Here is a 13,186-nt window from a genome sequence, read left to right on the forward strand (position 1 = left end):
CGGAGACAGGAAAATGAGACTCGAGTTTTCAATTTATCGCTATAACCCGGATGTTGATGATGCTCCGCGTATGCAGGATTACACCCTGGAAGCGGAAGAAGGTCGCGACATGATGTTGCTGGATGCGCTTATCCAGCTGAAAGAGAAAGATCCCAGCCTGTCGTTCCGCCGCTCCTGCCGTGAAGGTGTGTGCGGTTCCGACGGTCTGAACATGAACGGCAAGAATGGTCTGGCCTGTATTACCCCGATTTCGGCACTCAACCAGCCGGGCAAGAAGATTGTGATTCGCCCGCTGCCAGGTTTACCGGTGATCCGCGATTTGGTGGTAGACATGGGACAATTCTATGCGCAATATGAGAAAATTAAGCCTTACCTGTTGAATAATGGACAAAATCCGCCAGCTCGCGAGCATTTACAGATGCCAGAGCAGCGCGAAAAACTCGACGGGCTGTATGAATGTATTCTCTGCGCATGTTGTTCAACCTCTTGTCCGTCTTTCTGGTGGAATCCCGATAAGTTTATCGGCCCGGCAGGCTTGTTAGCGGCATATCGTTTCCTGATCGATAGCCGTGATACCGAGACTGACAGCCGCCTCGACGGTTTGAGCGATGCATTCAGTGTATTCCGCTGTCACAGCATCATGAACTGCGTCAGTGTATGTCCGAAGGGGCTGAACCCGACGCGCGCCATCGGCCATATCAAGTCGATGTTGTTGCAACGTAATGCGTAATTAAATGTTGATGCCGGGGAAATCCCCCGGCTATTCAGGAAATCTTTAAAAACTGCCCCTGACACTAAGACAGTTTTTAAAGGTTCCTTCGCGAGCCACTACGTAGACAAGAGCTCGCAAGTGAACCCCGGCACGCACATAACTGTGCGTGGTAGTATCCACGGCGAAGTAAGCATAAAAAAGATGCTTAAGGGATCACGATGCAGAACAGCGCTTTGAAAGCCTGGTTGGACTCTTCTTACCTCTCTGGCGCAAACCAGAGCTGGATAGAACAGCTCTATGAAGACTTCTTAACCGATCCTGACTCGGTTGACGCTAACTGGCGTTCGACGTTCCAGCAGTTACCTGGTACGGGAGTCAAACCGGATCAATTCCACTCTCAAACGCGTGAATATTTCCGCCGCCTGGCGAAAGACGCTTCACGTTACTCTTCAACGATCTCCGACCCTGACACCAATGTAAAGCAGGTTAAAGTCCTGCAGCTCATTAACGCATACCGCTTCCGTGGTCACCAGCATGCGAATCTCGATCCGCTGGGACTGTGGCAGCAAGATAAAGTGGCCGATCTGGATCCGTCTTTCCACGATCTGACCGAAGCAGACTTCCAGGAGACCTTCAACGTCGGTTCATTTGCCAGCGGCAAAGAAACCATGAAACTCGGCGAGCTGCTGGAAGCCCTCAAGCAAACCTACTGCGGCCCGATTGGTGCCGAGTATATGCACATTACCAGCACCGAAGAAAAACGCTGGATCCAACAGCGTATCGAGTCTGGTCGCGCGACTTTCAATAGCGAAGAGAAAAAACGCTTCTTAAGCGAACTGACCGCCGCTGAAGGCCTTGAACGTTACCTCGGCGCAAAATTCCCTGGCGCAAAACGCTTCTCGCTGGAAGGCGGTGACGCGTTAATCCCGATGCTTAAAGAGATGATCCGCCACGCTGGCAACAGCGGCACCCGGGAAGTGGTTCTCGGGATGGCGCACCGTGGTCGTCTGAACGTGTTGGTGAACGTGCTGGGTAAAAAACCGCAAGACTTGTTCGACGAGTTTGCCGGTAAACATAAAGAACACCTCGGCACGGGTGACGTGAAATACCACATGGGCTTCTCGTCTGACTTCCAGACCGATGGCGGCTTGGTGCACCTGGCGCTGGCGTTTAACCCGTCTCACCTTGAGATTGTAAGCCCGGTCGTTATCGGCTCTGTTCGTGCCCGTCTGGACAGACTTGATGAGCCGAGCAGCAACAAAGTGCTGCCAATTACCATCCACGGTGACGCCGCAGTGACCGGACAGGGCGTGGTTCAGGAAACCCTGAACATGTCGAAAGCGCGTGGTTATGAAGTTGGCGGTACGGTACGTATCGTTATCAACAACCAGGTTGGTTTCACCACCTCTAATCCGCTGGATGCCCGTTCTACGCCGTACTGTACTGATATCGGCAAGATGGTTCAGGCACCGATTTTCCACGTTAACGCGGACGATCCGGAAGCCGTTGCCTTTGTGACCCGTCTGGCGCTCGATTTCCGTAACACCTTTAAACGTGATGTCTTCATCGACCTGGTATGCTACCGCCGTCACGGCCACAACGAAGCCGACGAGCCGAGCGCAACCCAGCCGCTGATGTATCAGAAAATCAAAAAACATCCGACACCGCGCAAAATCTACGCTGACAAGCTGGAGCAGGAAAAAGTGGCGACGCTGGAAGATGCCACCGAGATGGTTAACCTGTACCGCGATGCGCTGGATGCTGGCGATTGCGTGGTAGCAGAGTGGCGTCCGATGAACATGCACTCTTTCACCTGGTCGCCGTACCTCAACCACGAATGGGACGAAGAGTACCCGAACAAAGTTGAGATGAAGCGCCTGCAGGAACTGGCTAAACGCATCAGCACGGTGCCGGAAGCGGTTGAAATGCAGTCTCGCGTTGCCAAGATTTATGGCGATCGCCAGGCGATGGCTGCCGGTGAGAAACTGTTCGACTGGGGCGGCGCGGAAAACCTCGCTTACGCCACGCTGGTTGACGAAGGCATTCCGGTTCGCCTGTCGGGTGAAGACTCCGGTCGCGGTACCTTCTTCCACCGCCACGCGGTGATCCACAACCAGTCTAACGGTTCCACTTACACGCCGCTGCAACACATCCATAACGGCCAGGGCGCGTTCCGTGTTTGGGACTCCGTACTGTCTGAAGAAGCAGTGCTGGCGTTTGAATACGGTTATGCCACCGCAGAACCACGCACCCTGACCATCTGGGAAGCGCAGTTCGGTGACTTCGCCAACGGTGCGCAGGTGGTTATCGACCAGTTCATCTCCTCTGGCGAGCAGAAATGGGGCCGGATGTGTGGTCTGGTGATGTTGCTGCCGCACGGTTACGAAGGGCAGGGGCCGGAGCACTCCTCCGCGCGTCTGGAACGTTATCTGCAACTTTGTGCTGAGCAAAACATGCAGGTTTGCGTACCGTCTACCCCGGCACAGGTTTACCACATGCTGCGTCGTCAGGCGCTGCGCGGGATGCGTCGTCCGCTGGTCGTGATGTCGCCGAAATCCCTGCTGCGTCATCCGCTGGCGGTTTCCAGCCTCGAAGAACTGGCGAACGGCACCTTCCTGCCAGCCATCGGTGAAATCGACGAGCTTGATCCGAAGGGCGTGAAGCGCGTAGTAATGTGTTCTGGTAAGGTTTATTACGACCTGCTGGAACAGCGTCGTAAGAACAATCAACACGATGTCGCCATTGTGCGTATCGAGCAACTCTACCCGTTCCCGCATAAAGCGATGCAGGAAGTGTTGCAGCAGTTTGCTCACGTCAAGGATTTTGTCTGGTGCCAGGAAGAGCCGCTCAACCAGGGCGCATGGTACTGCAGCCAGCATCATTTCCGTGAAGTGATTCCGTTTGGGGCTTCTCTGCGTTATGCAGGCCGCCCGGCCTCCGCCTCTCCGGCGGTAGGGTATATGTCCGTTCACCAGAAACAGCAACAAGATCTGGTTAATGACGCGCTGAACGTCGAATAAATAAAGGATACACAATGAGTAGCGTAGATATTCTGGTCCCTGACCTGCCTGAATCCGTAGCCGATGCCACCGTCGCAACCTGGCATAAAAAACCCGGCGACGCAGTCGTACGTGATGAAGTGCTGGTAGAAATCGAAACTGACAAAGTGGTACTGGAAGTACCGGCATCAGCAGACGGCATTCTGGATGCGGTTCTGGAAGATGAAGGTACAACGGTAACGTCTCGTCAGATCCTTGGTCGCCTGCGTGAAGGCAACAGCGCCGGTAAAGAAACCAGCGCCAAATCTGAAGAGAAAGCGTCCACTCCGGCGCAACGCCAGCAGGCGTCTCTGGAAGAGCAAAACAACGATGCGTTAAGCCCGGCGATCCGTCGCCTGCTGGCTGAACACAATCTCGACGCCAGCGCCATTAAAGGCACCGGTGTGGGTGGTCGTCTGACTCGTGAAGATGTGGAAAAACATCTGGCGAAAGCCCCGGCGAAAGAGTCTGCTCCGGCAGCGGCTGATCCGGCGGCGCAACCGGCTCTGGCTGCACGTAGTGAAAAACGTGTCCCGATGACTCGCCTGCGTAAGCGTGTGGCAGAGCGTCTGCTGGAAGCGAAAAACTCCACCGCCATGCTGACCACGTTCAACGAAGTCAACATGAAGCCGATTATGGATCTGCGTAAGCAGTACGGTGAAGCGTTTGAAAAACGCCACGGCATCCGTCTGGGCTTTATGTCCTTCTACGTGAAAGCGGTGGTTGAAGCCCTGAAACGTTACCCGGAAGTGAACGCGTCTATCGACGGCGATGACGTGGTTTACCACAACTATTTCGACGTCAGCATGGCGGTTTCTACGCCGCGCGGCCTGGTGACACCGGTACTGCGTGATGTCGATACCCTCGGCATGGCAGACATCGAGAAGAAAATCAAAGAGCTGGCAGTCAAAGGCCGTGACGGCAAGCTGACCGTTGAAGATCTGACCGGTGGTAACTTCACCATCACCAACGGTGGTGTGTTCGGTTCCCTGATGTCTACGCCGATCATCAACCCGCCGCAGAGCGCAATTCTGGGTATGCACGCTATCAAAGATCGTCCGATGGCGGTGAATGGTCAGGTTGAGATCCTGCCGATGATGTACCTGGCGCTGTCCTACGATCACCGTCTGATCGATGGTCGCGAATCCGTGGGCTTCCTGGTAACGATCAAAGAGTTGCTGGAAGATCCGACGCGTCTGCTGCTGGACGTGTAGTAGTTTAAGCTTCACCTGCACTGTAGACCGACGTGGATAGGGTGTCGGTCTACGGTTTAAAAGATAACGATTACTGAAGGATGGACAGAACACATGAACTTACATGAATATCAGGCAAAACAACTTTTTGCCCGCTATGGCTTACCAGCACCGGTGGGTTATGCCTGTACTACTCCGCGCGAAGCAGAAGAAGCCGCTTCAAAAATCGGTGCCGGCCCGTGGGTAGTGAAATGTCAGGTTCACGCTGGTGGCCGCGGTAAAGCGGGCGGTGTGAAAGTTGTAAACAGCAAAGAAGACATCCGTGCTTTTGCAGAAAACTGGCTCGGCAAGCGTCTGGTAACGTATCAAACAGATGCCAATGGCCAACCGGTTAACCAGATTCTGGTTGAAGCAGCGACCGATATCGCTAAAGAGCTGTATCTCGGTGCCGTTGTAGACCGTAGTTCCCGTCGCGTGGTCTTTATGGCCTCCACCGAAGGCGGCGTGGAAATCGAAAAAGTGGCGGAAGAAACTCCGCACCTGATCCATAAAGTTGCGCTTGATCCGCTGACAGGCCCGATGCCGTATCAGGGACGCGAGCTGGCGTTCAAACTGGGTCTGGAAGGTAAACTGGTTCAGCAGTTCACCAAAATCTTCATGGGCCTGGCGACCATTTTCCTGGAGCGCGACCTGGCGTTGATCGAAATCAACCCGCTGGTCATCACCAAACAGGGCGATCTGATTTGCCTCGACGGCAAACTGGGCGCTGACGGCAACGCACTGTTCCGCCAGCCTGATCTGCGCGAAATGCGTGACCAGTCGCAGGAAGATCCGCGTGAAGCACAGGCTGCACAGTGGGAACTGAACTACGTTGCGCTGGACGGTAACATCGGTTGTATGGTTAACGGCGCAGGTCTGGCGATGGGTACGATGGACATCGTTAAACTGCACGGCGGCGAACCGGCTAACTTCCTTGACGTTGGCGGCGGCGCAACCAAAGAACGTGTAACCGAAGCGTTCAAAATCATCCTCTCTGACGACAAAGTGAAAGCCGTTCTGGTTAACATCTTCGGCGGTATCGTTCGTTGCGACCTGATCGCTGACGGTATCATCGGCGCGGTAGCAGAAGTGGGTGTTAACGTACCGGTCGTGGTACGTCTGGAAGGTAACAACGCCGAACTCGGCGCGAAGAAACTGGCTGACAGCGGCCTGAATATTATTGCAGCAAAAGGTCTGACGGATGCAGCTCAGCAGGTTGTTGCCGCAGTGGAGGGGAAATAATGTCCATTTTAATTGATAAAAACACCAAGGTTATCTGCCAGGGCTTTACTGGTAGCCAGGGGACTTTCCACTCAGAACAGGCCATTGCATACGGCACTAAAATGGTTGGCGGCGTAACCCCAGGTAAAGGCGGTACTACCCACCTCGGCCTGCCGGTGTTCAACACCGTGCGTGAAGCTGTTGCTGCTACTGGCGCTACCGCTTCTGTTATCTACGTACCAGCACCGTTCTGCAAAGACTCCATTCTGGAAGCTATTGATGCAGGCATCAAACTGATTATCACCATCACTGAAGGCATCCCGACGCTGGATATGCTGACTGTGAAAGTGAAACTGGACGAAGCCGGCGTTCGTATGATCGGCCCGAACTGCCCGGGCGTTATCACTCCGGGTGAATGCAAAATCGGTATCCAGCCGGGTCACATTCACAAACCGGGTAAAGTGGGTATCGTTTCCCGTTCCGGTACACTGACCTATGAAGCGGTTAAACAGACCACGGATTACGGTTTCGGTCAGTCGACCTGTGTTGGTATCGGCGGTGACCCGATCCCTGGCTCTAACTTTATCGACATTCTCGAAATGTTCGAAAAAGATCCGCAGACCGAAGCGATCGTAATGATCGGTGAGATCGGCGGTAGCGCTGAAGAAGAAGCGGCAGCGTACATCAAAGAGCATGTTACCAAGCCAGTTGTGGGTTACATCGCTGGTGTGACTGCGCCGAAAGGCAAACGTATGGGCCACGCGGGTGCCATCATTGCCGGTGGGAAAGGGACTGCGGATGAGAAATTTGCTGCTCTGGAAGCCGCAGGCGTGAAAACCGTTCGCAGCCTGGCGGATATCGGTGAAGCACTGAAAACTGTTCTGAAATAAATATCTGTAATAAGAAATAGCCCTCGCCGCTTCCCTCTACAGGAATGGCGAAGGGCTGTCGGTTTCGACATGGTTGGCCATCGTATGATGGCCTTTTTTGTGCTTATCGCGATGATTTTCGTTGCGCTATCAGGGTAAATTTATAGTCATCGGTATTAAAAGCGTTGCGGCTATATTCAAACACCCGACCATCAACTAAATATCCACGCGATACTTTTTCAAGAATCGGCTTTGCCTGGCTGATATTAAGCAGACGGCTCATCTCTTCGGTTGGCATCAGAGGAATGATTTCCTGTTCGCTACGATCGATAACCATTTTCTTCACTTCTTCAATAAAGTGATATTTTGAATTTTCCATGACCTGCCAGGTGAGATCCGGGAACAACGCAAGCGGCATCCAGGTTTCTTCCAGCGCCATTGGCTTTTGCTTGCGATAGCGCACGCGCTTCACATGCCACACACGATCCTGCGCGGTGATTTGTAGCTGTTGCTGAAGAAAATCGTCAGCCGGAATCACTTCAAATATCAGGACTTCACTGTGTGTATCGACGTGACGGTCCGACAGTTTTTCATCAAAACTGGTTAACTGAAAAATATCGTAATTGACCCGCTCTTCTTTGACGTAAGTCCCGCTGCCCTGAATGCTTTCGAGGATCTGTTGCTCGACTAACTGGCGCAAAGCCTGACGCACCGTAACCCGGCTGACGCCAAACTCTGTTTGTAATGCCGATTCGGTAGGTAACGCATCGCCAGGTTTAAGCTCGCCACGCGCAATTTGTTCACGAATGCGATCGGCAATCTGCCGGTATAAGGGCTTGTGTCCCATTTTTAGTATCTCATTAATACGAATTTAGCCATTATGCCCGATAAATTCATCCTGTAAATAATATAAATACAATACAAATAATTTCAATCAAGTGAAATTGATCACATAATGGTATTGTTTTATCGGGCACACTGGCGCGACTATAAAAACGATCAAGTGAGGATCATGATGAATCTGACGACTCTGACCCACCGCGATGCGTTGTGTCTGAATGCGCGCTTTACCAGCCGTGAAGAGGCCATCCACGCGTTGACTCAACGTCTTGCTGCTCTGGGGAAAATTTCCAGTACTGAGCAATTTCTGGAAGAAGTGTATCGCCGTGAAAGCCTTGGCCCGACCGCCTTAGGTGAAGGGTTGGCTGTGCCGCATGGCAAAACTGCTGCGGTAAAAGAAGCGGCGTTTGCGGTCGCCACACTCAGCGAGCCGCTTCAGTGGGAAGGCGTTGATGGCCCGGAAGCGGTTGATTTAGTGGTGCTGCTGGCGATTCCCCCCAATGAAGCGGGTACTACGCATATGCAACTGCTGACAGCGCTGACCACGCGCCTGGCGGATGATGAGATTCGGGCGCGTATACAGTCGGCGACGACGCCTGATGAGTTGCTCTCGGCGCTGGATGACAAGGGAGGCACGCAACCTTCTGCCTCTTTTTCCAACGCGCCAACTATCGTCTGCGTAACGGCCTGTCCGGCGGGTATTGCTCACACCTATATGGCTGCGGAATATCTGGAAAAAGCCGGACGCAAACTCGGCGTAAATGTTTACGTTGAAAAACAAGGCGCTAACGGCATTGAAGGGCGTTTAACGGCGGATCAACTCAATAGTGCAACCGCCTGTATTTTTGCGGCTGAAGTCGCCATCAAGGAGAGTGAGCGTTTTAATGGCATTCCCGCGCTTTCAGTGCCTGTTGCCGAGCCGATTCGCCATGCAGAAGCGTTGATCCAACAAGCGCTTACCCTCAAGCGTAGCGATGAGACGCGTACCGTACAGCAAGATACGCAACCGGTGAAAAGTGTCAAAACGGAGCTGAAACAGGCACTGTTGAGCGGAATCTCTTTTGCCGTACCGTTGATTGTCGCGGGGGGCACGGTGCTGGCGGTCGCGGTATTACTGTCGCAAATCTTCGGGCTACAAGATCTGTTTAATGAAGAAAACTCCTGGCTGTGGATGTACCGCAAGCTGGGCGGCGGGCTGCTCGGAATTTTGATGGTACCGGTGCTCGCGGCCTATACCGCCTATTCTCTGGCAGATAAACCGGCGTTAGCGCCAGGCTTTGCGGCTGGACTTGCCGCCAACATGATCGGCTCCGGGTTTCTCGGCGCGGTCGTTGGCGGATTGATAGCCGGTTACTTGATGCGCTGGGTGAAAAATCACTTGCGTCTTAGCAGTAAATTCAATGGATTCCTGACTTTTTATCTCTACCCGGTGCTCGGTACGTTGGGAGCGGGCAGTCTGATGCTGTTTGTGGTGGGAGAACCTGTCGCCTGGATCAATAACTCGCTTACCGCCTGGCTGAACGGTCTGTCAGGAAGTAACGCGCTGTTGCTGGGTGCCATTCTCGGTTTTATGTGTTCCTTTGACCTTGGAGGGCCAGTGAACAAAGCCGCTTATGCATTCTGCCTGGGCGCAATGGCGAACGGCGTTTACGGCCCGTATGCCATTTTCGCCTCCGTCAAAATGGTTTCGGCATTTACCGTAACCGCTTCCACGATGCTCGCACCGCGCCTGTTTAAAGAGTTTGAAATTGAGACCGGGAAATCCACCTGGCTGTTAGGGCTGGCAGGTATTACCGAAGGGGCGATCCCGATGGCGATTGAAGATCCGCTGCGGGTTATTGGTTCGTTTGTGCTGGGCTCTATGGTAACGGGCGCTATTGTCGGTGCGATGAATATCGGCCTTTCGACACCCGGTGCCGGCATTTTCTCGCTCTTTTTACTTCATGATAATGGCGCGGGCGGTGTTATGGCGGCAATTGGCTGGTTTGGTGCGGCATTGGTGGGGGCTGCAATCTCGACTGCAATTCTCCTGATCTGGCGGCGTCACGCGGTTAAGCATGGCAACTATCTGACTGATGGCGTAATGCCATAAACAAAAAGGAAACGACGATGAAAGCGGTATCTCGCGTTCACATCACCCCGCATATGCATTGGGATCGGGAGTGGTATTTCACCACCGAAGAGTCACGCATTCTGCTGGTCAATAATATGGAAGAGATCCTGTGCCGACTGGAACAGGACAACGAATACAAATATTACGTACTCGACGGGCAAACGGCGATCCTCGAAGATTATTTCGCGGTGAAACCGGAAAACAAAGACCGCGTGAAGAAACAGGTAGAAGCCGGTAAGTTGATTATCGGCCCCTGGTATACCCAGACCGATACCACGATTGTTTCTGCGGAATCCATCGTCCGTAATCTGATGTACGGAATGCGTGACTGCCTCGCGTTTGGCGAGCCGATGAAAATAGGTTATTTACCGGATTCCTTTGGCATGTCCGGGCAACTGCCGCATATCTACAATGGATTTGGCATTACCCGCACTATGTTCTGGCGCGGATGTTCGGAGCGCCACGGTACTGATAAAACCGAGTTTTTATGGCAAAGCAGTGACGGTAGCGAAGTGACGGCGCAGGTGCTGCCGTTGGGTTATGCCATCGGTAAGTACTTACCTGCCGACGAAAACGGATTACGCAAACGCCTCGACAGTTATTTTGACGTGCTGGAAAAAGCGTCTGTAACCAAAGAGATTTTATTGCCGAATGGTCATGACCAGATGCCATTGCAGCAAAATATCTTCGAAGTGATGGAGAAACTTCGCGAAATTTATCCTCAACGAAAGTTTGTGATGAGCCGCTTTGAAGAGGTATTCGAGCAGATTGAAGCGCAGCGTGAAAGTCTGGCAACCCTGAAAGGGGAATTTATTGATGGCAAATATATGCGCGTGCATCGCACCATCGGTTCTACGCGTATGGATATCAAAATTGCCCACGCGCGTATTGAAAATAAGATTGTTAATCTGCTGGAACCGCTGGCAACACTGGCCTGGACGTTGGGTTTTGAATACCACCACGGCTTGCTGGAGAAAATGTGGAAAGAGATCTTAAAAAATCATGCCCACGACAGTATCGGTTGTTGTTGCAGTGACAAAGTTCATCGCGAAATCGTCGCCCGCTTCGAACTGGCTGAAGACATGGCGGATAATCTGATTCGTTTCTACATGCGCAAAATTGCCGACAACATGCCGCAGAGCGACGCCGACAAACTCGTCCTGTTTAACCTGATGCCCTGGCCGCGTGAAGAAGTGATCAACACCACTGTGCGCCTGCGCGCCAGCCAGTTTAATTTGCGGGACGATCGCGGCCAGCCTGTGCCGTATTTTATTCGCCATGCCCGTGAGATCGATCCAGGCCTAATCGATCGGCAAATTGTTCATTATGGCAATTATGATCCCTTTATGGAGTTCGACATCCAGATCAACCAGATTGTCCCTTCTATGGGCTATCGCACGCTTTATATTGAAGCGAATCAGCCTGGCAACGTGATTGCGGCAAAAAGTGACGCTGAAGGGATTCTGGAAAATGCTTTCTGGCAGATTGCGCTCAATGAGGATGGTTCTCTGCAACTGGTAGATAAAGACAGCGGTGTGCGCTATGACCGGGTATTGCAAATTGAAGAAAGCTCTGATGATGGTGATGAATATGACTATTCACCCGCAAAAGAAGAGTGGGTAATTACCGCGGCGAACGCGAAACCGCAATGCGATATTATTCATGAAGCCTGGCAGAGCAGGGCTGTTATCCGTTATGAAATGGCGGTGCCGCGTAATCTGCAAGAACGCAGCGCAAGACAATCCACTGGCAGAGTAGGGGTGGAAATGGTTGTCACTTTGAGTGATAACAGCAGGCGCATTGATGTGGATATCAACCTTGATAACCAGGCTGACGATCATCGTCTTCGCGTCCTGGTCCCTACACCTTTTAACACCGACAGTGTTCTGGCAGATACCCAGTTTGGTTCGCTAACGCGCCCCGTGAACGACAGTGCAATGAACAACTGGCAGCAAGAAGGCTGGAAAGAAGCGCCGGTTCCGGTATGGAATATGCTCAACTATGCTGCCTTACAGGAAGGGCGTAACGGCATGGCTGTCTTTAGCGAAGGGTTACGTGAATTTGAAGTCATCGGTGAAGAGAAGAAAACCTTTGCCATTACGTTGCTGCGTGGCGTGGGCTTACTGGGGAAAGAAGATCTGCTTTTAAGGCCTGGGCGGCCTTCGGGAATTAAAATGCCAGTCCCGGACTCACAACTACGTGGTCTGCTTTCTTGTCGCCTAAGTTTATTGAGTTATACCGGTACGCCAACCGCCGCTGGTGTAGCTCAGCAGGCGCGAGCATGGCTGACTCCAGTACAGTGTTACAACAAAATCCCATGGGATGCGATGAAGCTCAACAAAGCCGGATTCAACGTGCCGGAAAGTTATAGTTTGTTGAAAATGCCCCCAGTGGGATGCCTGATAAGCGCACTTAAGAAAGCTGAAGACCGACAAGAAGTGATTTTACGGCTGTTTAATCCGGCTGAATCAGCAACCTGTGATGCGACTGTTGCTTTCAGTCGCGAGGTGATTTCTTGCTCAGAAACGATGATGGATGAACACATTACCACCGAGGAAAATCAAGGTTCAAATCTATCGGGGCCTTTTTTACCCGGCCAGTCACGGACGTTCAGTTACCGGCTTGCCTGAATAGCAATCAAACCGAAGCCACATATGCGCGGCCAGATTGTTGACAAAGGGCGCTTTGTTCATGCCGGATACGGCATGAACGCTTTATTCGGTCTACAAAAGCAGGCAAATTCAATATATTGCAGAGATGATGTAGACACTGGCAAGCGTAGCGCATCAGGTAATTTTGCGTTTATCTTCACTCTCAAGCCACGTATATGTGGCTTTATTTTTAACAAAATAATAACCCTGGGTGAGTTAATTATAATATAATTATAAGTTAATTAAATGTTAATATCGGCGGGGGTGGATTTATGCCTTTATTAGTAATCCTGAAACTCTGCGTCGTATTAGCCAGTGACCAAAAAAAGAATTAAGGTCAACCGTGCTGTTTTTGCTTCGTCTCTTTTTATCTTTAATTGCCAACCGAAACTAATTTCAGCCTTATAACTCACACATTTTAAACATAAATGTCACTAAAGTTACCTTATTGAAACATGATTAACATAATTTGTAGGAATTGATATTTATCAATGTATAAGTCTTGGAAAT

8 protein-coding genes are annotated in these 13,186 nt (G+C 51.9%); 7 read left to right on the forward strand and 1 reads right to left on the reverse strand.

What is annotated here, in order from left to right; all coding sequences use genetic code 11:
• The first annotated feature begins 13 nt into the window (after nucleotides 1-13).
• The 5 genes from sdhB to sucD all read left to right on the forward strand — a co-directional run bounded on the left by sdhB (nucleotide 14) and on the right by sucD (nucleotide 7,093).
• The gene (gene sdhB, locus ACJHXA_RS13015) at nucleotides 14-730 is read left to right on the forward strand and encodes a succinate dehydrogenase iron-sulfur subunit SdhB (RefSeq protein ID WP_001235263.1); all 717 of its coding nucleotides are present in this window, start codon (nucleotides 14-16) and stop codon (nucleotides 728-730) included.
• A gap of 200 nt (nucleotides 731-930) precedes the next feature.
• Nucleotides 931-3,732, forward strand: a complete 2,802-nt coding sequence (gene sucA / locus ACJHXA_RS13020) for a 2-oxoglutarate dehydrogenase E1 component (RefSeq protein WP_001181473.1) — start codon at nucleotides 931-933, stop codon at nucleotides 3,730-3,732.
• A 14-nt stretch (nucleotides 3,733-3,746) separates the two neighbouring features.
• Nucleotides 3,747-4,964, forward strand: a complete 1,218-nt coding sequence (odhB, locus tag ACJHXA_RS13025) for a 2-oxoglutarate dehydrogenase complex dihydrolipoyllysine-residue succinyltransferase (RefSeq protein ID WP_000099834.1) — start codon at nucleotides 3,747-3,749, stop codon at nucleotides 4,962-4,964.
• Nucleotides 4,965-5,057: 93 nt separating this feature from the next.
• On the forward strand, nucleotides 5,058-6,224 hold the full coding sequence (gene sucC, locus ACJHXA_RS13030) for an ADP-forming succinate--CoA ligase subunit beta (RefSeq protein WP_001048602.1): 1,167 nt from the start codon (nucleotides 5,058-5,060) through the stop codon (nucleotides 6,222-6,224).
• Nucleotides 6,224-7,093 (forward strand): succinate--CoA ligase subunit alpha, encoded by an 870-nt coding sequence (gene sucD, locus ACJHXA_RS13035; protein WP_000025458.1) that lies wholly within the window; start codon nucleotides 6,224-6,226, stop codon nucleotides 7,091-7,093. Before sucC ends, sucD begins: the two co-directional genes overlap by 1 nt.
• 103 nt (nucleotides 7,094-7,196) lie before the next feature.
• Here sucD and mngR read toward each other — a convergent pair whose 3' ends face one another.
• A complete protein-coding gene (mngR, locus tag ACJHXA_RS13040; RefSeq protein WP_000509897.1) occupies nucleotides 7,197-7,919 on the reverse strand; it encodes a mannosyl-D-glycerate transport/metabolism system transcriptional repressor MngR in 723 nt (240 codons plus the stop codon).
• A gap of 168 nt (nucleotides 7,920-8,087) precedes the next feature.
• On the opposite strand from mngR, the gene mngA reads away from it, so the two are divergent.
• Together mngA and mngB are read left to right on the forward strand one after the other, a co-directional pair.
• A complete protein-coding gene (gene mngA, locus ACJHXA_RS13045) occupies nucleotides 8,088-10,004 on the forward strand; it encodes a PTS 2-O-a-mannosyl-D-glycerate transporter subunit IIABC (RefSeq protein ID WP_001054863.1) in 1,917 nt (638 codons plus the stop codon).
• A gap of 17 nt (nucleotides 10,005-10,021) precedes the next feature.
• Nucleotides 10,022-12,655 carry a mannosylglycerate hydrolase gene (mngB, locus tag ACJHXA_RS13050; protein WP_000649001.1) on the forward strand — a complete coding sequence of 878 codons (2,634 nt, stop codon included), beginning with the start codon at nucleotides 10,022-10,024 and terminating at the stop codon, nucleotides 12,653-12,655.
• The last annotated feature ends 531 nt before the right edge of the window (nucleotides 12,656-13,186 follow it).

This window comes from Escherichia sp. WS33, assembly GCF_046486385.1.
Classification (GTDB): Bacteria; Pseudomonadota; Gammaproteobacteria; order Enterobacterales; family Enterobacteriaceae; genus ECMA0423.

What these genes read in the sequence shown, in the direction of transcription:
- sdhB (WP_001235263.1), top strand. Translation starts at nt 14, where the DNA reads ATGAGACTCGAGTTTTCAATTTATCGCTATAACCCGGATGTTGATGAT.
- sucA (WP_001181473.1), top strand. Translation starts at nt 931, where the DNA reads ATGCAGAACAGCGCTTTGAAAGCCTGGTTGGACTCTTCTTACCTCTCT.
- odhB (WP_000099834.1), top strand. Translation starts at nt 3,747, where the DNA reads ATGAGTAGCGTAGATATTCTGGTCCCTGACCTGCCTGAATCCGTAGCC.
- sucC (WP_001048602.1), top strand. Translation starts at nt 5,058, where the DNA reads ATGAACTTACATGAATATCAGGCAAAACAACTTTTTGCCCGCTATGGC.
- sucD (WP_000025458.1), top strand. Translation starts at nt 6,224, where the DNA reads ATGTCCATTTTAATTGATAAAAACACCAAGGTTATCTGCCAGGGCTTT.
- mngR (WP_000509897.1), bottom strand. Translation starts at nt 7,919, where the DNA reads ATGGGACACAAGCCCTTATACCGGCAGATTGCCGATCGCATTCGTGAA.
- mngA (WP_001054863.1), top strand. Translation starts at nt 8,088, where the DNA reads ATGAATCTGACGACTCTGACCCACCGCGATGCGTTGTGTCTGAATGCG.
- mngB (WP_000649001.1), top strand. Translation starts at nt 10,022, where the DNA reads ATGAAAGCGGTATCTCGCGTTCACATCACCCCGCATATGCATTGGGAT.